The sequence below is a fragment of the Ahrensia sp. 13_GOM-1096m genome, assembly GCF_000620605.1.
In the GTDB taxonomy this organism is placed as follows: domain Bacteria; phylum Pseudomonadota; class Alphaproteobacteria; order Rhizobiales; family Rhizobiaceae; genus Ahrensia; species Ahrensia kielensis.
The window spans coordinates 201671-223412 of record NZ_JIAX01000006.1; the positions used below are offsets into that span (position 1 = coordinate 201671).

Genomic DNA, 21742 nt, shown 5'->3' on the forward strand with positions numbered 1-21742 from the left:
TCAAGCGGTCTGTTTGTTTTCATCACTCAGCAGAGGATCGATCGCTGACGGGTGGAAAAGCACCGTTTCCGGATTTGTCCGAGCGATCTGGCGTTGAAGATTGGCTTCGGCGTCTGTGCCGAATGTCTGCTCCCATTGGCGCAGCGTATGCTGATATGTTTCCAATACATGCATAATGGCTGTTTTCTGTTCACGGCTCGCATGCGCAACCATATCAACTGCGATACAGAGAACATGATCAATTTCTGCGCTGTGCAGCCCAGTAACAGGGACGGCAACAACAGCCTCTTTATTGATGTAGCCACATGTTAATTTACGTGTATCAAGCGCCGCGCCTACAACACCTATTGGTGCTTTTCCGTCCTGATAAGCAGCTATGGCTTGTGGCAACTCGGCGCCCTTTGGTGCCTTTACGATCATGCCGTCATTTTTTTGCGTAAGGTCCATCAAGGCAACCCATCTAACGCTATCAATAACCCGTGAAACAGACGCGAGCGTCTTACGGTTGTCAAAAGACAAGCGGCTGTCTGCCAGTGCCAGCGAGCCAAGCGCATCACGTACCGCTGGAGACAGCGCGTCTTCAGGACGGCTTGTGCCAACGGTCACGGTTTTTGCTTGGTGGCGAATTGTGTCGATTGGCCGTGATGTTTCTTCAAATGCCTTGCGAATAGGTTCGCTTGCAGCTTCTGCAATGGCTTTCAAAGCGGCTTCATCACCTTTGTTTGCCATCAACTTACGTGCAATATTTGCAATTGTCGCCGTGTGGCTCGCACCAAGGCCGGAGTTGAATGCGCCTTTGATTGCCTCTTCTGTAAATGCATCAATCATATCAATGATTTTATCGACATTAGCATTGGCATCGCCCATGGCGAGAAACTCAAGCTCAACCATGATAAGTTTTAGTTTCTGGGCGCCAACATCAATCGCGCGGGCCGCATGAAATCCGAATAGGTGCCCCGCAACTGTCGCCAAAACAAAAGCAAGATCAGCACCAATTTTAGGCAGCGCAATGACGCGTTCGGCATAGTCGCCAAAAGCTTCAGCGTCAGCACCTTCGGTCGCAAAAACAATAGGGCGGCCATTATGTGCTTTGAAAATCGCAGCTTCTTTCACAACGTCGCCAACAAGATCGCCCGGTAGGTCATTGGCAATAACCAATGTTAACGGCTCTGTTGAAAGGTCGATGTGTTTTTTATCTTCTGTGTAGTCGACAGGAATGGATTTGTAGCAAAGCTCAGATAATTTAATGCGAATTTCGAGCGCGGCAACGTGGTTTACACCAGAGCCGGTAACCGCCCAATAGCGCGCATAAGGTGCAAGGCTTTGGGCGCATTCAGCAATATGTGCCTCATTGGCCAGAACAGAAGCAACATGGGCGGGCAGTTTTTCTAACTCGCCAATTTCATAGGCAAGTTCTACATCCGTCATTGTTTGCAATTGATCGGCCAAGAACATGGCTGTCAATTTACCGGCAGTGATCTGACTGTAAAACGCCTTTGTGGAGGCAACAGACATTTCCACATCGCGGCCATCAGACGTAAACAAAGCAGAATCTGCTTTGCGCACCAGATCGGAATTGCGACGGTTTACAATCGCATGAACAAATGCGCCTCGTTCTCTGGCAAGATCGACTGCACGGTTTGTATCGGTCGTGGTGCCCGATTGAGAAACGGCAATCACCAAGGCGCGGTCAAAATTATAAGCTTCAATATCAGCCGATAGTTCAGATGAGCGGATTGCCATAACCGGAACCTTGCGACGCGCATCGCGTCCAAGAGCCTTTTCGATCAAATGGCCAATGCCCACAGCTGCAACACCAGCAGTACCCTGACCAATAACATAAACGCGAGAAAGGCCGCCTTTTAGGTTCTCGCGAAGTGCTTGCCAGATATCTGTCGGTAAATCATTGAAGGCTACAAAAGAGCCTTCGCGGCGGTAACGGCCACGCAAAGTTTTTGCGACACTTGAAGGACCGTCATTGATTTCTTTTTCAAGGAAGTGGTCATATGCGCCGCGATAAATGTCGCGTGCGAAAATCTGGTTGCTTTCAGACTTTACTTCGACCGACTTGCCATCGGAAACCGTGCGCATATCGATAGTGTCGCTGCCGCCGACGAGCTTAATAACCGAGCCACCAGCAACAGATCGTGCAAGATTGTAACTTGTCAGCGCTGCGTTGCACAGGCCGTAAACCTCCGATGCAAATATCCAGCCATCATTCAGTCGGGCAGCGTGCAATCCTTGGCCAGAACCCTTTTGTGCCAGAAACACAGTGCTTGGGTGGAAGGGATCGATACAGCCTATCGCGACAGACCCATCAAGCCTGCGCGTGGCCGCACGGAATTGTTCCAAACGGTCATTGCCCATATTGGCGGATACGCGGTCAGTGATCGGAATGATTTTTGCATCCGTCGTAATCGCTGTATCAACGGCCAGATCGCGTTTCGTAACAAACTCTTCCAGCAGCTCCATGTGATTGTCGACATCACCATTAAGTGCGTACATCGCACCAAGTTGGGTGTCGGTGCTATCTTGCAAATCGCTCGTCAAAGAAGGGTTATGCGGGTGGCAATTGGCGACAGAAATAACACCATGCGAAGCCCATCGTGTGTGTGACAATATGCTGGCGCTCTTGGCATTGGCGGCGATTGACCAGAAAACGGCATCACCGGCAATGGATGCACGAAGGGCGGCGCCATTATCACCAAGACGTCCGACAAGATTTGCTGTCTTGTAAACAAAAGTCAGGCTGATGCCGCCATCATTGCGAACTTCCTGATAAATAGACATGTCTCCGGCATGCGTGTCTTTGCGCCGCTTATCAAAGTTCGTTTTCAAATCAGCGCTCATTGATGAGACACTATTTTCATCAACGTCAATTTGGATCGCAATGCCTGCTGAATCGCGTCCGCGCACTTCAAGCCGGTCTATAGAGCGCAACACATATTCGGCGGCAATGGCAACGTGTAGAGCCGTGCTGGATTGCAGTTCTGCTTTTGACACTAATTTTTCAGCCGCTTTTGCATGATCTGCCAATTCTGCATGAAGCTGCCAACCATAATCGCGAAGGCTCTCAATGAGTGGATCAAGGTCGGTGCGGCCAGCTTGTGATAATGCCGTCAGCGCTTTCTCATGGGTGGACAATATTTCGGATAATGTACGAACACTATCTTCAATATCCGCGTTAAGTGCGACTGCGCGCAGCGTTGCAATCGACATTAGATCGCTAAAGCGTTGTTCCAAAATTGTAACGATGGCAGACAGGCCGCCTGCGGCATCAACACCATCTGGCAAAGCTTTGCCGTTTTGAGTAAGGTCGAGTAACCACTTGAGATCAGCAGTTTCTGTAGAAAATTCATTGCTAATAAAGCCGGCAATTCCGCACATTTAAGTAGCGCCTTATGACTAAGAGTTGATGAGTGTAAATGATAACTCGTTACAGTGGTGCTTATAGCTATAAATATGTAGCTGACAAACCTCTCAATTGAAATCTGAGTGAAGCTCATCACTTGATATTACAATAATGTATTTTTGATGCAGGAAAAAAGTAAAGAAGATAGAGCGGTCAATAGCTGGAATTATGCTTAAACGCCCTTATTCTGCCATTTTTAGGCGCTTTTCTATCAATATAGCGGCCCTAAAGGTCGAATCTGGATCGATATCTCCCCAATATCGAACGCAGATTGGATGACGCCCACCCCATTTCTGTCATTCCAAAACATTAATAATACTGCCATCGTGCATATCTTTGCATGGTGGCTTTTCTTTATTGAGCCGTAGCTTTCTGACTTTGACAAATCTCAATGTCCGGCCCATGTATGCTGAAGATAATAGTCAGCTAAATGGAGCCCCTCATGTCCGCACCAAATTCAGTTCTAGAACATCTCGATGCTCAACTAGATGCCAGCGTCACGCATCTGTTTGAACTGTTGCGGATTAAATCCATTTCAACGGACCCTGCTTTTGCTCAAGACTGCCGTAAGGCGGCCGAATGGTTGGTCGAAGACCTCAAATCCATTGGTTTTGATGCAAGTGTACGTGACACTCCAGGCCATCCAATGGTGGTTGCTCATCATGATGGGCCTTCGCCGGATGCTCCGCATGTGTTGTTTTACGGACATTATGACGTTCAACCGGTTGACCCATTAAATCTATGGACCGATGCGCCGTTTGAGCCGAAAATCAAAGAACTTGATGGACAAAAAGTTATCACGGGGCGTGGGTCGTCCGATGATAAAGGCCAGCTAATGACCTTTGTGGAAGCATGCCGCGCGTTCAAAGCCGTTGAAGGTTCTTTGCCTTGCCGCGTCACAATCTTATTTGAGGGCGAAGAAGAAAGCGGCTCGCCTTCACTTGTGCCGTTTTTGAAGGAGAACGCCGAGGAGCTGAAGTCTGATTATGCTTTGGTTTGCGACACGAATATGTGGGATGTTGATACACCTGCGATTTCTGCTGGCTTGCGCGGACTGCTTGGAGAAGAAATCACGATCAAGGCTGCGGACCGCGACCTTCATTCGGGTTATTTTGGCGGTGCCGCTGCAAACCCTATTCATATTCTAACAAGGATTTTGGCTGACCTGCATGATGATAAAGGTCGTGTCACAGTCGATGGTTTTTATGATGGTGTTGAAGAAACACCAACGCAAATTCTGGAAAGCTGGAAAACGCTTGGTCGCACAGATGAGAGCTTTTTAGGGGCAATTGGCCTATCTAAGCCATCTGGCGAAGAAGGCCGCTCCGTATTGGAGCTAACTTGGGCGCGTCCGACAGCAGAGGTAAACGGTATAACAGGTGGTTACACAGGCGAAGGCTTTAAAACAGTTATCGCCGCCGAAGCATCTGCAAAAGTCTCTTTCCGTCTCGTTGGAGATCAAGACCCGCATGCCATTCGCAAAAGCTTCCGCAAATTTGTTCAAGACCGTGTGCCAGAAGATTGCTCGGTGGAATTTGAAGAACACGGTGCATCGCCAGGTATTCAGTTGCCGTATGATTCTGAATTGCTGAACAAAGCCAAAGAGGTTTTGTCTGATGAATGGCCAAATCCAGCGGTGATGATTGGCATGGGCGGCTCAATACCGGTTGTTGGCGATTTCCAATCTTTGCTGGGTATGGATTCGCTTCTTGTAGGTTTTGCACAATCCGATGACCGTATTCACTCGCCCAATGAGAAATACAACTTGAAGTCGTTCCATAAAGGTCAGCGTTCATGGGCACGTATCTTGGCGGCACTTGCCTAAAATAGCTCGCTTATAGATCGTTAAAATACGGCAGGTTGCATCAACTTGCCGTTAACGACCCCTTAAACGCCATATTCTATAGTCACACAAATACCGATTATGTGTTGAGTACGGTGAATCTGGCCTGATGATATTTCGAAAAAAACCGAAGCAACGTGTCGAGCCACGTTTTGCCGACCGCCCTTCAAAAAAAGCGGCGGCAGATTTCGCTGTGACGGAAGATGATCGCGCGGCACCGCCACCTAAAAAGCGTGCAAAGAAAACGACGGCACGCAAAGCACCGGCAAAATCTGGCCCTCAGCGCAGAAGCAACAAGAGGACTTCCAAAAGCAAAAAACAAAACCGTGGGCGGGGGCTCATTGGCGGGCTGTTTTATTGGTCATTCATTTTGTGCATTTGGGGCGGAATCGGCGTTGCCGGTATTTTTGCGTATTATGGCGCGCAGATGCCATCTGCTTCGACATGGGAAATCCCAGATCGCCCACCAAATGTTAAAATCGTTTCTGTAAACGGAAAACTGGTTGCCAATCGCGGCACAACTGGCGGTGCAGCCGTTGGGCTGCACGATATGTCGCCTTATATTCCTCAGGCCATTATCGCGATCGAAGACCGCCGTTATTACTCACACTTTGGATTTGACCATATTGGCTTTGGCCGCGCGATGATGCGCAATGTCATGTCCGGCCGTTTGGTGCAGGGCGGCTCTACGATAACCCAGCAGCTTGCTAAAAACCTTTTCCTATCACCTGAACGTACAATGGGCAGAAAAGTCCAAGAGCTAGTGCTGGCGCTATGGTTGGAGCAAAAATACTCCAAAAGCCAGATTTTGGAAATGTATCTCAACCGTGTTTATTTTGGCTCTGGTTCCTACGGTGTGGAAGCTGCAAGTCGTCGTTATTTTAGCAAAACAGCGCGCGATGTATCTCTTCCAGAGGCAGCCCTTCTTGCTGGTCTTGTGAAAGCACCTTCTCGATTGTCTCCTGCTAAAAACCCGCAAGCTGCCGAAGAACGAGCGCAAGTAGTGCTCAGCGCGATGCGCGCGCAAGGCATGGTTTCTGACTCTGAAATGACCGCTGCGCTTTCTGGTCCAACCACCAAGGCTGCGGCCTATTGGACGGGGTCTGAAAACTATGTTGCTGACCATGTCATGGATCAGGTGCAGGCTCTTGTTGGCGAAATCAAGCAAGACGTCATTGTTGATACAACGGTGGATCTGTCGCTGCAAAAATTTGGCGAAGAGGCCATCCGTGAGTTGATTGCGCAAAATGGTGAGGAATCAAAAGTCAGCCAAGGCGCGCTTGTTTCGATTGATGGAACAGGTGCCGTGCGCGCGATGATTGGCGGCTATGATTATGCCAACTCACAGTTTGACCGTGCATCGGAAGCGAAAAGGCAGCCAGGGTCCAGCTTTAAGCCATTTGTATTTTTGGCTGCGCTTGAAAATGGCATGACACCCAATTCGATCCGTAATGATGCGCCGATTAAGATCGGCAAGTGGACGCCAGAAAATTATAATGGAAAATATTATGGCGAGGTCACGCTAACGACGGCCCTGTCTAAGTCGTTAAATTCGGTTGCGGCTCAGTTAATCATGGAAAATGGTGCTGGTAATGTTGCCAAAACGGCGCACCGTATGGGCATTACATCGAAGTTAGAGGCCAACGCTTCGCTGTCTTTGGGAACTTCTGAGGTCACGCTGCTTGAACTAACAAGCGCATATACGCCATTTGCAACAGGCGGTTACCGCGCAAAGCCGCACATGGTTCAGCGTATCACGACGATGGATAGCAAAGTTTTATATGAACATATTCCCCAGTCAGCGCGTGTAATTTCCGCTGATGTTGCAGGCATGATGAATGCCATGATGTCACAAACCGTTGAAAAGGGCACAGCGCGCGGTGCGAAATTCGATCATCCAGCTGCGGGCAAAACTGGCACAAGCCAAAGCAATCGCGATGCATGGTTTATTGGTTACACACGCAATCTGACAACTGGCGTGTGGTTCGGCAATGATGATGGCGCACCAATGAAGGGCATTACAGGTGGTGGGCTACCAGTAAAAGCATGGCATTCATTCATGGTCAAAGCGCATGAAGGTGTACCAGTTTCAGATTTGCCAGGCTATCAACCGATATCAATTGTACCGCAGCAACGTCCTAATGATTTGCTGGTTCAGCGCCCAACGGCACCTGTTGGTAACAGCAGTGCCGCGAGTTTAGAGCAAGAGGTTCTGGACAACAGCGTAACAGCTTCCAATCCGCGACCAAAAGTCGGCGTGGGCGAAAATGGCACAAGCAACGGTAAATCGCGCTCTCTCGTTGATATTATATTGGGGCGCTGAGCGCCTCTTTAAGCGGCTCCAGCTTGGCTTCATAATTCAGCCACGCCTTTGAACTGGCTTGGTACATGCGTTTTCGCACTTGATGGGTACTTGCTGTGCGGACTGATCGATCATTCTCATGAAAATTGAGACAATTGTCTTGCCATTCTAGGTCGCAAGCTTGGATGAGTTTGAGGGTTTCTGCTTCCTGATCTTCCGTTAGTTTTTCATAGTCTACAGTGTAGATCTGATCTGGGAATTTCTTTTCCCAAAAATCCATCAAGTCAACATAATGATTATAATAATGCCCAAGTGCGTCCAATGACCATTGGTAATCAATGCCCTTTGATGGAAAGAGGTGGCGATAGATAGACCAGCACACGGCCATAGCATCACGTTTCGTATGGATGATTTTGGCTTCAGGTATCGCGCTCAAAATAAAGCCGATGAAACGAAAATTCATAGGCATTTTGTCTGTGAAAACAGGCTGTTCCAACTCCTTATCTAGTCGCTGGAAAAAAGAGTTACGTACTTGCTGCCAAGTTTCAGTTTCTGGGTACTCGCCATTTGTCAAAGAGGTGAAAACTGGTGCGGTTGCATGGGCAAGGTGAGGGAGTTCACCGCCACCATATACATTCGAATGGCTCGATATAATCTGTTCGACAAGCGATGTGCCAGAACGCGGCATGCCTAAAATAAAGATTGGACGAGATGGTAAAGTCTCGGTCTCAGCGTCGCTTAAAACCGTAACTTTATCGAAGCTTTGCTTAATATCTGCAAATGCTTTGTCGTGGCGTTCTTTTGAATAAAGAGACTGCTCTAAACCAATGTCGTTTGCTGCTTTGAATTCTTCGAACGCAGCATCATAATCGTTGATATCATCTTTTGCTTTGGCGAGAGCAAAGCGAATATGCATTTGTTCATGAGCATTATCAGCGTGGTGTTCGAGCGCAGCTTCCAAGTCCGCAAAAAGCGGATCTTCATGCTTTGACGGGTTGAGCATTGCCAAACTGCGTAAAATTTCACCAGAATGAGGCGCGACTTTGAGTGCAGCTTTATAATATTGTTTCGCCGCAGGCTTGTCCCCAATCTCACGCAATACATTCGCGATATTGGAAAGGGGCTGCGGAGCTTTTGGGGTTAATTCTGCCGTTTTCTTAAAACACTCAATTGCACGCTCAGTTTCTCCCATTTCACGCAGCACATTGCCAAGGTTATTGTGTGCTTGAGCAGAGTTGGGATCATAAGTGAGTGCGCGTTCAAGTATTTCCTTTGCAAGATCATACTGCCCTGCCACGCGAAGGCATTGACCATAATTGCCCAATATCTCGGGATCGTCAGGACGTAATTTTATAGCGATTTCATAATGCGCTGCGGCACGTTTTTGATCTCCTGTACGATCAAAAATTACGCCCAGAATATTGTAGATGAATACACTCGGACCGGCACTCTGAATGCACTTTTGAACGAGTGCGTGTGCATCGTTAAACCGGCGTTCATTGATGGCTTTAAATATAGTGTTTTTTTCATCGGCAGTAAGGCCGCGCTTTTGGCCGATAAACGGACCTTCTACCGAGCGGAAACCTTCGCGTGCACGCTGATTATTAGGGTACTTCTGCATAACAGCAGCATATACTGCACGTGCTTCGGCAAACTTGCCTGCTTTGGTCAAAGCCTTGGCTTTTTTAAAAGAACTTTCCACAAAGGTCACTGCTGCACTCCGGTCATTTATAACCGTTCTAAAAAAATAACCTTGTCCGTAGGTGTTTAATCCTCATCACTTCGTGTAAACGGAGGTGCTAAAGTCGGAAAAGACATGTTTTTTATGTCAAAACTGCAAAAAATCACGGATGATCAGCCTTGCGCCGCAAAAAAGGCTTTCTTATATACGCCGCAACGGTGTTCAGGGGGTCTGAGCATCAATAATATTTAAGCCAACTAGGGATTGTGCCAAGGGACGCCGTAACGGGTCCGCGCAGTCTGCTGAAAAAGAGGTCTAATAATGGCAAAAGTAATCGGTATCGATTTGGGTACAACAAACTCTTGTGTTGCCGTCATGGATGGCAAGGACGCAAAAGTTATCGAAAACGCAGAAGGTGCGCGTACAACGCCTTCAATGGTCGCATTTACTGACGATGGCGAACGCCTTGTTGGTCAGCCAGCAAAACGTCAGGCTGTTACCAACCCGGAAAACACTCTATTCGCGGTCAAGCGCCTAATCGGTCGCCGGTTTAATGACCCGACTGTGAAAAAAGACCAGAAAATGGTGCCGTTCAACATTGTTGAAGGTACAAATGGCGATGCTTGGGTTGAAGCTGGCGGTGAGAAACATTCACCAGCACAGATTTCTGCGATGATTCTGAACAAGATGAAAGAAACTGCAGAAGCTTACCTTGGTGAAAAAGTTGAGCAGGCCGTTATTACTGTTCCTGCGTACTTTAATGACGCACAGCGCCAGGCGACAAAAGACGCTGGTAAAATTTCCGGTCTTGAAGTGCTTCGTATTATCAACGAGCCAACAGCTGCTGCGCTTGCTTACGGCCTTGATAAAACAAATGGCGGTACAATCGCGGTTTATGACCTTGGTGGCGGTACATTCGACGTATCAATCCTTGAGATTGGTGATGGCGTATTTGAAGTTAAATCAACCAATGGTGATACATTCCTTGGTGGTGAAGACTTCGATATGCGTCTTGTTGAGTACTTCGCAGAAGAATTCAAAAAAGATCAGGGTATTGACCTGAAAGGCGACAAGCTAGCGCTTCAACGTTTGAAAGAAGCAGCTGAAAAAGCAAAAATCGAGCTTTCATCATCATCACAAACAGAAGTGAACCTTCCGTTCATTACAGCTGACGCATCTGGTCCAAAACACTTGACCATGAAGCTGTCACGTTCGAAGTTTGAAAACCTCGTTGATGATTTGGTGAAACGTACTGTTGATCCAATGAAAGCCGCACTTAAAGACGCTGGTCTTAAAGCTGGTGACATTGACGAAGTCGTTCTTGTTGGCGGTATGACCCGTATGCCTAAAGTTCAGGAAACGGTTAAAGGCTTCTTCGGCAAAGAGCCGCACAAGGGTGTGAACCCAGATGAAGTTGTTGCTATGGGTGCAGCAATTCAGGGCGGCGTTCTTCAGGGCGACGTTAAAGACGTTCTTCTTCTTGACGTGACACCATTGTCACTTGGTATTGAGACGCTTGGCGGTGTGTTCACACGCTTGATCGATCGTAACACAACAATCCCAACTAAGAAGTCACAAACATTCTCGACAGCTGAAGATAATCAGTCTGCTGTGACTATTCGCGTTTCTCAAGGTGAGCGTGAAATGGCGGCTGACAACAAAATGCTTGGTCAGTTTGATTTGATTGGTATTCCGCCAGCACCGCGCGGTATTCCGCAGATCGAAGTAACATTCGACATTGATGCCAACGGTATCGTGAATGTTAAAGCTGCCGATAAAGGTACTGGTAAAGAGCACGAAATTCGCATTCAGGCATCGGGCGGTCTTTCTGATGAAGAGATCGAACAGATGGTTAAGGATGCCGAAGCAAATGCTGAAAGCGATAAGAAACGTCGCGAAGGTGTGGAAGCTAAAAACCAGGCAGAATCGCTTGTTGATTCAACAGAGAAATCTATGAAAGAGCATGGCGATAAAATCGGTGATGAAGATAGAACTGATATCGAAGATGCTATTAAGGATCTAAAAGAAGAAATCGCCAAAGACGAGCTTGATGGCGACGCTTTGACTGCAAAAACGCAGACATTGGCTGAAGCATCAATGAAACTTGGTCAGGCAATTTATGAAGCTACGCAGGCTGAAGAATCTGCTGCTGCTGAAGCTGATGCCGCTGCCGATGCAGCTGGTGATGATGTAATGGATGCAGATTTCGAAGACATCAGCGATGATGATGACGATAGCAAAAAATCTGCCTAATCATCTCAGATAGAAGATTTAAAACCCCGGTGCTCGCGCCGGGGTTTTTGTTTGCGTACGCATTATGGTATTTACTATACCCGCAAAACCAAGCTAAGCGTAACTTATTTGTGATGGCTTGAGTGTAATGACGATGCCTTTAAGGGTGCGGTATTATGTTTAGGGGCGGGGGCGAATGGAAGAAAGCAGTTTAAGAAAAACGGCTTTGCCGGTTTTTCACAGCTTTGCGATGTGGCGTTTTATAGCTGCACTGTTGATTATGACTTACCATTTTATGCATTATTCTGAAAATAGTGAGGTATGGGTACGCTGGTTTGAGAACATGTTACCGTTGCTGGATATGTTTTTCATGATGTCAGGTTATTTGATCTATGATCGTTACCGAGAAAAGCTCACCGACACAGGTGAATTCGGTTCGTTTTTATTTAAACGTTTAGCAAAGCTATACCCGTTGCATATGATTACAACGGGCTTTTTTGTGTTTGTGGGGCTGGCTTGGCAATTGGGGTTTATAACCTCAAATGCAGGCGTGTTACGTTATGATTGGACATCTCTACCGAGCAATATACTGTTGCTACAAGCGTGGGGCACTCTTGATACTCTCACCTTCAATTATGTGTCTTGGTCGCTTTCAGCTGAATGGTTCTGTTATTTAATGATGCCGTTGATTTTGTTTGTTGCACTTCGCAGCGGCATTGTCGGTCTCTTGGTTGTTGCAGCTATATTTTATATGGGAACGGAATACGCAATCAGCCAAGATTGGCCCCTTGGAAAAACGATTGCTGACACAAAGACGTGGGGCGCATATCGTGCTTTTGCCTCCTTTGCGATTGGTGCTGCAGTGGTGCAATTGGTTGATATGCGTATCGTCCTCGTTCGCTCTCACTGTTGGGGCTGGGCTGTGATGGGTATAACGATTATTGCGATGTTTTTATCGGTCAATTTTTATCTGATTATTGCAATGATGGCCTTGGCACTTGTCTTGTCGGCGATTGCAGAACATGAAAATCCCCAAGGCCTTGCATGGATGAGACCTATATTGCCTGTGCTGGCAGTATCCTTTGGTATCTATCTTTGGCACCCAGTGGTTGAGACGGTGATGTTGTCTTTTATTTGGCGTCATTACCTTGGCGATATCGCGCCATTTGCAATAGAATGGTTCATGCTTTTGGCGGGCGTTATGAGTATTGCCGTTGCGCTCGCTTCGCATCATTTTTATGAAAAGCCGCTTGGGAATTGGTTGGTGGGGCATTTTGAGCGAAAAACAGCTTTAAAAATGCAAAATAAATCAGCTTAAGCGGTGTAATTGCAGCATTTTTTTTCATTGCTTATGGAAACCGAGCTTGACGACGTCTATATCGTGCAGGACATGTGCGGATGTCTGTTATGACATGATTGCGAATTATCGCGCGCCGCCTTAAATGCGAATTGCTCTGCGCAGCATGCTGACGCAGAATTAAACGGAAAGCTGGACGTATTATTTATGGCTAAGGCTGATTTCTACGAAACACTGGGCGTTGTTAAGAGCGCTGACGATAAAGAATTAAAAAGCGCTTATCGTAAAATGGCAATGAAGTATCATCCGGATAAAAATCCGGGTGATGCTTCTGCTGAAGCAAAATTCAAAGAATGTAACGAAGCATACGAAACGCTTAAAGATCCACAAAAACGCGCTGCTTATGACCGCTTCGGTCATGCAGCTTTCGAACAAGGCGGCATGGGCGGCGGTGGCGGCCCATTTGGCGGTGCCGCAGCGGGTGGTTTCTCCGACATATTCGAAGACATCTTTGGCGAAATGATGGGCGGCGGACGCCGTCAATCTTCAGGTGGCCGCGCACGCGGTGCCGATCTTCGCTATAATCTTGAGATTTCACTCGAAGAAGCATTTGCAGGAAAAACGGCTTCTATTCGGGTTCCGACCAATAAATCATGCGATACATGCTCTGGCACAGGTGCAAAACCGGGCTCTAGCCCGACGACGTGTACCACGTGTTCCGGCACTGGCCGTGTGCGCGCAAGCCAAGGGTTTTTCTCCGTAGAGAGAACATGTCCGACGTGTAACGGACGCGGCGAAGTTATTTCAGACCCTTGTACAGACTGTTCGGGCCAAGGCCGGGTTAATGAAGAGCGCACGCTGTCTGTCAATATTCCAGCGGGTATTGAAGACGGAACACGTATTCGTTTGTCCGGTGAAGGTGAGGCCGGCTTCCGCGGCGGCCCAACGGGTGATCTATACATATTCATTTCAGTGCGCCCACATGAGTTTTTCCAACGCGATGGCGCGGACCTTTATTGTAAGGTTCCGATCTCCATGACGACAGCATCGCTTGGCGGGCAGTTTGATGTCGGCACGCTTGATGTCTCCAATACGCGGGTTAAAGTGCCTGAAGGTACGCAGCCAGGCCGTCAGTTCCGCTTGAAGGGTAAAGGCATGCCTGTCATGCGCCATTCTGCGATGGGCGATCTATACATTCAAATTGCAGTGGAAACTCCGCAAAATCTTTCCAAGCGTCAACGAGAGTTGCTACAGGAGTTCGAAGAAATATCCGCTAAAGAGACCAGCCCTCAATCTTCTGGTTTCTTTTCGCGCATGAAGGATTTCTTCGATCTTGGTGAATAAGCGAAACACCGCGCCCTGTAAAAAAAGCCAATCGTCACGGTTGATGGAGCAGGTGCGTTTTTTCGGTGCTTGGGCAAGATCGCCAAAAACTGTAGGCGCAGTTGCGCCAACATCGTCGGAAACCGCCGACCTTATGGCGTCTTATATTACTTCGCCAAATGACTTACCTGTACTGGAACTTGGTCCTGGTACGGGCGCAATTACCAAAGCTATTTTTAGAAGCGGTATTGCTGAGCGCGATCTATATGCGGTGGAATATGACGTAAAATTTTGCCGCGATTTGAACCAGCGTTTTCCGCAAGCTTCGATCATTCAAGGCGATGCGTTTAATCTGGACGAAACGCTTGCTCATTTGGAAGGTCAGAAATTCGATTGCGTTATATCTGGGCTGCCACTTTTGAACTTTACGCCAGCAATGCGCTTAAAGTTTCTGCAAGGTGCGCTTGGTAACATTCCGCATGGTCGTCCGCTCGTGCAGTTTTCATATGGCATACGTAATCCAATAGAAGTTGATGACGCATCGATCTCTATTAATCGGAGCCGGTGGGTTTTTAACAATCTGCCGCCTGCGCGCGTGTGGACTTACAGCTATAAAATATAGAGTGGGTTTGAGCTTTAAGAGAGGAATTTCTTTTGATGTTGAAAAATCAGTTTAGAGCGCAAGTGCTAAAGCGCCACAGCGCGGGAATGTAATAAGCGGATGCAAAATTCTTCTTCGGGTATTTTGAAACAACTGCATTTCATTGGCGGCGTCATTCGTTCTCCTCAACGTTTAAGTGCGATTGCGCCGACTTCAAGTGTTGTCTCAGATGTTATTGCTTCTCATATTTCCAGCAATAGTGATTTGCCTGTTCTGGAGCTTGGACCCGGTACGGGGCCAATAACCGACGCGATATTAAGGCGCGGCGTTGCTGAACGAGACATTGTTGCCATCGAATATGATGAGACGTTTTGCAATGAGTGGCATATGCGTTATCCGGATGCGACGATCGTGCAAGGGGATGCGCTTAATCTTGATGAGGCATTGGCACATTTGGGGGAGCAGCAGTTTGACTGCATTATTTCAGCTATCCCGATGCTGAACTTTTCACAGGCAGATCAAGAAGTTTTTCTTAAAACGGCTTTCAAGCGCATTGCGCGGGGGCGTCCTATCGTTCAGATAACTTATGGGCGCCGCTCTCCGATCATTGTCAATGATAGCGATGTAGAGATCTCATCTAGTCGCCGCATATTGCGCAATTTGCCGCCTGCAAAAATCTGGACCTACCGTAAATACTGAAACTATCATCGAATGTTTGAAATTTAAGGCTCTCTTGGGGCTTAATGAACGGCAAGTGGAGCCATAATATGAACGCAAAAATTCTCGTCTTTTCAGGTTCGCTTCGAACCGGATCATATAATACTCAACTGGCAAAAGCCGCGATTAAGATTTTGAGCGCTGAAGGCGCAGAAGTTACCGAGATCACGCTTGCTGATTATCCACTGCCAATACTTGATGCAGATCTATTGGAAAGCGATGGAGCGCCCGAAAACGCGGTCAAGCTTGCTCAATTGTTTCAGGTTCATGATGGCCTCTTTATCGCGTGCCCTGAATATAATTCCTCCATTCCGCCTCTTTTGAAGAATGTGCTGGATTGGGTATCTGTAACCAAATCCGATGGAACGCATGATTTAAAACCCTATGCCGGATTGACGGTTGCTCTTGGTTCAGCATCGCCTGGCGCGTTGGGCGGTATTCGCGGTCTTTACCATGTACGTTCGGTATTAATGAATGTGGGCACGCAAATTATCACAGAGCAGTGTTCTGTGGCGAATGCAGGCAAGAGTTTTGCAGAAGATGGTATGCCGAGCGATGAGCGAACTTTATCATTATTGAAAAAGACATGCCGCTCGTTGCTTGAGCGCGTAACCGTGGGACGCGGCAGGGTTTAATTTCTGCCTTTGATTTTGAGACATGATTGCTGCTATGCGATTGAACGGTAGCAGAATTCAAAAAGGATTTTCCCATGCCAAACAATGCAAAAGACAGACTGATTGTTGCGCTGGATGTGCCAACAATGCTTGAAGCCGCTGGGATTGTTGAAAGCCTTGGCGATGACGTCTCATTTTATAAAATAGGGCACCAATTAGCATTTGTCGGCGGGTTGGATTTAGCACGTGAGCTTAAAGCCGCAGGCAAGTCTGTTTTCCTTGATATGAAATTGCTCGATATCGATAATACTGTCGCTAAGGGCGTTGAGAGCATCGCGCGGCTGGGTGTCGATATGTTGACGCTTCACGCTTATCCCAAAGCGATGGCTGCAGCTGTTGAGGCTGCAAAAGGTACGAACCTTACTTTGCTCGGCGTTACAGTTTTAACCTCAATGGATGACAGGGATTTGTCCGAAGCTGGTTATCATGATGATGCCGTTACATTGGTACTCAAACGTGCGCGGCAAGCGGCTCGAATTGGTATGGGCGGTATTGTTTGTTCAGCAGAAGAGGCTGAATCCGTGCGCGAGATTGTCGGCAATGATATGGCAGTTGTGACGCCAGGCATTCGTTTGGCTGATGGTGAAGCAGGCGATCAAAAACGTGTTGTAACACCCGATGTCGCTATTCGCTCTGGTGCAAGCCATCTTGTCGTTGGCCGGCCTATTATTGCCGCACCAGACCGCCGTGAAGCGGCACGACAGTTCCTTGAACAAATTGAAACAGCGCAAAGCGCATAATCAAAGGAAATACAATCATGGCAAAAGGCTATTGGATTGGACGTATGACTGTTCACGATGCAGAACGCTATAAAGACTATGTAGCAACAGCGACACCTGCTTACGAAGAATTTGGTGCAAAGTTTCTTGTTCGCGGCGGGGACATTCACGCCGAAGAAGGTGAGAGCAGATCACGCAATGTTGTCGTAGAATTTGACAGCGTAGAGACTGCCCTTGCTTGCTATAATTCTGAAACTTACAGCCGCGCCCGCGCTATTCGCCAAGAGGTTGCTGACGGCGAGATTATTGTCGTTGAGGGATTTGCTGGCTGATATCAGTTGGAGTAATTAAGTGATTTAAAAGCCCGTTTTGTAATGAAACGGGCTTTTTTTGTGTTTTTAACAGGCGTTGAGCTTGCTCGGTAAGGTTTAGACAAGGCGCTTTCAAATGAAATCATTAGGGTAAGTTCAATAGCTCTGGGTGATGGCAGTATGTCGCCGAATTATTTTAGAACGCCTCTAATGGCATGTTTTCAAATATTTTTTCGGATTGAGAGAAACGCCGTAATCTAGGCGATTTAAATGTAATAGCTGTGAATCTGCCCCAAACGCGGGGATGTTTTGAGTAAATGCACGACAAAGTTGAGACTAATAGACTTGAAATAATGCGTTTCGTTGCTTGATTTTGCAGTGCAACAAAGCAATTGTGCAGACCCACTCGCTGTATAATCGATTTAGTCGTCTGCTTGAGTGTTTTAAGGAGCGTAAGAAATGTTCTATAAGTTTTACGAAATGAATCATGCGCTAATGCAGCCTTGGCGTACGATGGCCGAAGCTACGGGCATGTTCTACCGCAATCCTGCCAATCCATTTTCGCAAACGAAGTACGGCCGCACAATGGCTGCTTGGGCGGAAGTGTTTGAACGCACAACCCGTCGTTACGGCAAGCCTGCATTTGGTCTCAACGAGACTATTATCGATGACAAGGAAGTTGCTGTTGTTGAAAAAAATGTATGGGAAAAGCCATTCTGTAAGCTCTTGCACTTTTCCCGTGCGCTGAAAAAGCCACGCGGAAACGATCCTAAAATTTTGCTTGTTGCGCCCATGTCCGGCCACTACGCAACTTTGTTGCGCGGTACGGTGGAGCGCCTGCTTCCTGAAGCTGAAGTGTATATAACGGACTGGGTTGATGCACGTGATGTGCCGCTATCCAAAGGCTCTTTTGATCTTTCAGATTATATTGATTACCTGATCGAAATGGTTGATCACTTAGGCCCAGACACGCACATTATTGGTGTGTGTCAGCCTTCAGTGCCTGTGCTTGCAGCGGTTGCTATGATGGAGAAGCGAAAAGACGCCGTGTCTCCCTTGTCTATGACCTTGATGGGCGGGCCAATTGATACGCGCCGCAATCCAACCGCGGTCAATGATCTGGCAGAAGAAAAAGATATCGAGTGGTTCCGCGATAACGTCATCATGGATGTGCCATTCCCAAATCCGGGATTAGGCCGCCAAGTCTATCCAGGGTTTTTGCAGCTTACTGGCTTCATGTCGATGAACCTTGATCGCCATATGATCGCGCAAAAAGATTTCTTCATGCATCTTGTGCGTGATGATGGCGATAGCGCAGAAAAGCACCGCGATTTTTATGATGAATATTTGGCTGTTATGGATTTGACCGCTGAATTCTATCTGCAAACAATCGAAGTTGTCTTTATTGAGCACTCTTTGGCCAAAGGCACGATGATGCATCGCGGCGAGAAAGTTGATCTTTCAGCGATTAAGAATGTTGCCCTCTTTACGATTGAGGGAGAAAACGACGATATTACGGGCCGCGGGCAAACCGAAGCTGCGCATGATTTATGTCCAAATATACCCGATGCTTTTAAACAACATTATGAACAACCCTCTGTTGGGCATTATGGCGTCTTTAACGGCTCACGCTTCCGCAATGAAGTTGCGCCGCGTATCCTCGACTTCATGTCAGAAACAAAAACGCGCAAAAGCCGCCAAAAGCCTGCCTTGCGTGCTGTGTCGTGATTTTCAGGTGATTGAGCCTAACTTTATCCACATGGTTTAAAATTATTGTGAATTGACTTTTAAAGCACCGCCGAAAGGCGGTGTTTTCACATGTGCCGAACTGCCACGCTTTAACCATATTTTAACCTTGCTCTTCGTGTCCATTGCGTTCGATGAATAGTCTGGTTAATCATTTGTTAATAAATAAAAGAGCCCGGCGGTCACACCATGAGACTAACGAAGATAAAAGTTGGACTATGCGCGACCGCGATTAGCATGGTGGCCTTATCCGCTGTCGTGGCCAATGCGTCTTCTATGATCACTGGAAAACTGACCTCGCAGCCAATCGGTCATTATGAATTTTGTTTGGCTTATTCAGAAGAGTGTCAGCAAGACCGCAAAGCGTCGTTGAAGCCTGTGCATTTAACACGCGAACTTTGGAAGAATATCGTCAATATTAATTCCGCCATCAATATGGTGATTGAGCCGCGTAGCGACCTAGAAATCTATGGCCGCGAAGAAGTTTGGGCTTATCCGGATATTGCAGGCGATTGTGAAGATTATGTTTTGTTAAAGCGCAAAATGTTGATCAAACAAGGCATTTCCCCGTCTGCACTATTGATAACAGTTGTGCGCAAGCCAGACGGCGAGGGCCATGCCGTTTTAACTGTTCGCACCGACCGTGGTGATTTTGTGCTGGATAATTTGAACAGCCAAGTCCGCGTGTGGGACCAGACACCCTATGAATATCTAAAGCGTCAGTCTGAGCGCCATGCAGGTCATTGGGTGACGATTGAAAGCCCAGACATGACAGTCGTTGGGTCGGTTAAGAAAAGCGACTAATTCGACGGTTTGAGCTGCCTAAGAAACCTTAAGCATTACCAATCAGCATGCCCGCTGCAAATACCAATGCGCCGCCCAGAACCACTTGGAATATTGCGCGGCCCCATGGGGTTTCCATATATTTGTTTTGTATCCACGTGATCGCAAAAAGCTCAATAATGACGACAGCGAAGGCGATAGCTGTTGCGGTCCAAAAATGTGGAATCAAATAGGGTAGGGCATGACCAAGTCCGCCGACCGTTGTCATGATACCTGTCGCTAAGCCGCGTTTGATCGGAGATCCACGGCCTGAAATGACGCCGTCGTCAGATGCGACCTCAGTAAAGCCCATCGATATGCCAGCACCAACGGATGCGGCAAGGCCGACAAGAAATGTGGTCCATGTATCATGTGTTGCAAAGGCGACAGCAAAAATGGGGGCCAGCGTTGATACTGAACCATCCATTAATCCAGCAAGGCCAGGCTGCACATAGGTTAAGATGAATTGCTTATGTTCTGCTTGGCTCTCAATTTCGCGAACATAGTCTGGGGTGTGTTCGGTTTCGAGTTGAATCGCCGTCGTGTGATGGCTGTTTTCAGCAATCGCCAACTCGCCAAGCAATAGGCGTGTATCGGCGTCTTTGGTTTGTTGCGCAGCACGTAAATAGAACCGATGTGCTTGTTCTTCCATTTGAGAGGCCATTGCGCGCACTTTTTCAATGCCGAGCGGTCGCACAAGCCAATCCGGTTTGCGCTCATAATAACCTTTTACATGCTCGCGGCGGATCAAAGGAATAGTGTCGCCAAACCGCTTCTTATGCATTTTGATAAGCATTTCGCGGTGCGTTTCTTCTTCCAAAGCCATTTCTTCGAAGATTTTTGCCGATGCAGGATATTCTTCTCTGAGGCCGTCCGCATAGGCTAGGTAAATGCGCGCATCGTCTTCCTCTGATGAAATGGCGAGTGCAAGAATTTCTTGCTCGCTAAGGGAGGAGAAATCACGACGAGAGGTCGGCCAGAAGCGGTTTAGCATACTATTATCTCTTTAGAATAATTCTAAACTAGAGATATGCGCTCTGCTTGTGAAGGTCAACCTTTTTGGCGTGAGATGAATTGAATTTGATTGTAGTTTATTTGTCGTGCATTGACCCCATATAGCAGTCGTGACTAATCATTAGACCGCAAGGAGTGACGCGGTGACACAAATAAAAGAGTCAATATTGGCACGTATAGGCACATGGATCGCGCAGCGGCTTGAGCGCGAAACATCCGGATACCAACCTTACACGCCATCTGATCCTGAAACCCTGTACCGTACGCTTCAGCCCGGTGACATATTGCTTATCGAAGGCAATCGCAAAATTTCAGCTGCGATTAAGTATTTAACACAAAGTACGTGGAGCCACGCTGCTCTTTATATTGGCGACGTTTTGGATGAAAAGAATGAAGAGGGGCATGCGAAGCGCTTGATTGAAGTTAATCTTGGGCGTGGTTGCACCGCAGAGCCGCTAGAAAATTACCAAACATTCAATACACGCATTTGCCGTGCGTCGGGCTTAACGCCAAAAGACCGCCAGAAGGTGGTGAATTTTATGATCTCTAAAATAGGCCTGCAGTACGACACAAAAAACATTCTTGATATGGCGCGATACTTGCTGCCTACACCGCCTGTTCCCGTGCGGTGGCGCAGGCGTATGATTGAGTTTGGTTCAGGTGATCCAACGCGTGCAATTTGCTCAACTTTGATTGCTCAGGCATTTCAGGAAATTAATTATCCTATTTTGCCCGAAATAACTGCGGCACCGGGGCGTGCCCGCGCAACGTCAGATTATTCCCGCCGTGAAATCTTGCATATTCGCCATTATTCCCTGTTCACGCCGCGTGATTTTGACTTGTCTCCTTACTTTCAGATAATCAAACCGACACTGGAATTCGGTTTCGACTATAAGAAAGTGATATGGGGCCCATCTATTAATGACAAAGAGGCAGAAAAGACTGAGCGCCTAATAGATACCCGCTAAGTCAGGCCGCTATTTCACGGTCTTTGGCTCAAATGCTGGCCGCCGTTGGAAACTCACAAACCAGTAAAATCTCCACTTCC

General features: G+C 47.5%; 16 protein-coding genes. 13 read left to right on the plus strand and 3 right to left on the minus strand.

From position 1 onward, the window contains the following. Positions 1 to 3387: an SIS domain-containing protein gene (locus tag N530_RS17220; protein ID WP_051540688.1), complete on the minus strand. Its 3387-nt coding sequence runs from the start codon at positions 3385 to 3387 to the stop codon at positions 1 to 3. 467 nt (positions 3388 to 3854) lie between these two features. On the opposite strand from N530_RS17220, the gene N530_RS0101345 reads away from it, so the two are divergent. Together N530_RS0101345 and N530_RS0101350 are read left to right on the plus strand one after the other, a co-directional pair. Then, positions 3855 to 5237, plus strand: a complete 1383-nt coding sequence (locus N530_RS0101345; RefSeq protein ID WP_026479216.1) for a M20/M25/M40 family metallo-hydrolase — start codon at positions 3855 to 3857, stop codon at positions 5235 to 5237. 127 nt (positions 5238 to 5364) lie between these two features. Further along, positions 5365 to 7578 carry a transglycosylase domain-containing protein gene (locus N530_RS0101350; RefSeq protein WP_026479217.1) on the plus strand — a complete coding sequence of 738 codons (2214 nt, stop codon included), beginning with the start codon at positions 5365 to 5367 and terminating at the stop codon, positions 7576 to 7578. On the opposite strand, the gene N530_RS0101355 is transcribed toward N530_RS0101350, so the two are convergent. Then, positions 7562 to 9268, minus strand: a complete 1707-nt coding sequence (locus N530_RS0101355; protein WP_026479218.1) for a sulfotransferase family protein — start codon at positions 9266 to 9268, stop codon at positions 7562 to 7564. The genes N530_RS0101350 and N530_RS0101355 overlap by 17 nt on opposite strands. Positions 9269 to 9559: 291 nt before the next feature. On the opposite strand from N530_RS0101355, the gene dnaK reads away from it, so the two are divergent. The 10 genes from dnaK (at position 9560) to N530_RS0101410 (ending at position 19662) form a co-directional block, all read left to right on the plus strand. Then, positions 9560 to 11491 (plus strand): molecular chaperone DnaK, encoded by a 1932-nt coding sequence (gene dnaK, locus N530_RS0101365; protein WP_026479219.1) that lies wholly within the window; start codon positions 9560 to 9562, stop codon positions 11489 to 11491. Between the two features lie 175 nt (positions 11492 to 11666). After that, positions 11667 to 12788 (plus strand): acyltransferase, encoded by a 1122-nt coding sequence (locus tag N530_RS17225; protein ID WP_051540689.1) that lies wholly within the window; start codon positions 11667 to 11669, stop codon positions 12786 to 12788. A gap of 186 nt (positions 12789 to 12974) precedes the next feature. Next, positions 12975 to 14111 carry a molecular chaperone DnaJ gene (dnaJ, locus tag N530_RS0101375; protein ID WP_026479220.1) on the plus strand — a complete coding sequence of 379 codons (1137 nt, stop codon included), beginning with the start codon at positions 12975 to 12977 and terminating at the stop codon, positions 14109 to 14111. Then, positions 14104 to 14712 (plus strand): class I SAM-dependent methyltransferase, encoded by a 609-nt coding sequence (locus N530_RS0101380; RefSeq protein WP_035266049.1) that lies wholly within the window; start codon positions 14104 to 14106, stop codon positions 14710 to 14712. Before dnaJ ends, N530_RS0101380 begins: the two co-directional genes overlap by 8 nt. A 99-nt stretch (positions 14713 to 14811) precedes the next feature. Further along, positions 14812 to 15390: a class I SAM-dependent methyltransferase gene (locus N530_RS0101385; protein ID WP_026479222.1), complete on the plus strand. Its 579-nt coding sequence runs from the start codon at positions 14812 to 14814 to the stop codon at positions 15388 to 15390. A 68-nt stretch (positions 15391 to 15458) separates the two neighbouring features. Next, entirely contained in the window at positions 15459 to 16043 is a 585-nt protein-coding gene (locus tag N530_RS0101390; protein WP_026479223.1) for an NADPH-dependent FMN reductase, read from the plus strand. Positions 16044 to 16117: 74 nt separating this feature from the next. Beyond that, positions 16118 to 16822, plus strand: a complete 705-nt coding sequence (gene pyrF, locus N530_RS0101395; RefSeq protein ID WP_026479224.1) for an orotidine-5'-phosphate decarboxylase — start codon at positions 16118 to 16120, stop codon at positions 16820 to 16822. Positions 16823 to 16839: 17 nt separating this feature from the next. After that, positions 16840 to 17133, plus strand: a complete 294-nt coding sequence (locus N530_RS0101400) for a DUF1330 domain-containing protein (protein ID WP_026479225.1) — start codon at positions 16840 to 16842, stop codon at positions 17131 to 17133. Between the two features lie 438 nt (positions 17134 to 17571). Further along, positions 17572 to 18840 (plus strand): polyhydroxyalkanoate depolymerase, encoded by a 1269-nt coding sequence (locus tag N530_RS0101405; RefSeq protein ID WP_026479226.1) that lies wholly within the window; start codon positions 17572 to 17574, stop codon positions 18838 to 18840. Between the two features lie 207 nt (positions 18841 to 19047). Further along, positions 19048 to 19662, plus strand: a complete 615-nt coding sequence (locus N530_RS0101410; RefSeq protein WP_026479227.1) for a transglutaminase-like cysteine peptidase — start codon at positions 19048 to 19050, stop codon at positions 19660 to 19662. A 28-nt stretch (positions 19663 to 19690) separates the two neighbouring features. Here N530_RS0101410 and mbfA read toward each other — a convergent pair whose 3' ends face one another. Next, complete coding sequence (mbfA, locus tag N530_RS0101415; protein ID WP_026479228.1) at positions 19691 to 20674, minus strand: iron exporter MbfA; 984 nt, start codon at positions 20672 to 20674, stop codon at positions 19691 to 19693. 163 nt (positions 20675 to 20837) lie between these two features. On the opposite strand from mbfA, the gene N530_RS0101420 reads away from it, so the two are divergent. Next, complete coding sequence (locus tag N530_RS0101420) at positions 20838 to 21662, plus strand: YiiX/YebB-like N1pC/P60 family cysteine hydrolase (protein ID WP_026479229.1); 825 nt, start codon at positions 20838 to 20840, stop codon at positions 21660 to 21662. Positions 21663 to 21742 lie beyond the last annotated feature (80 nt).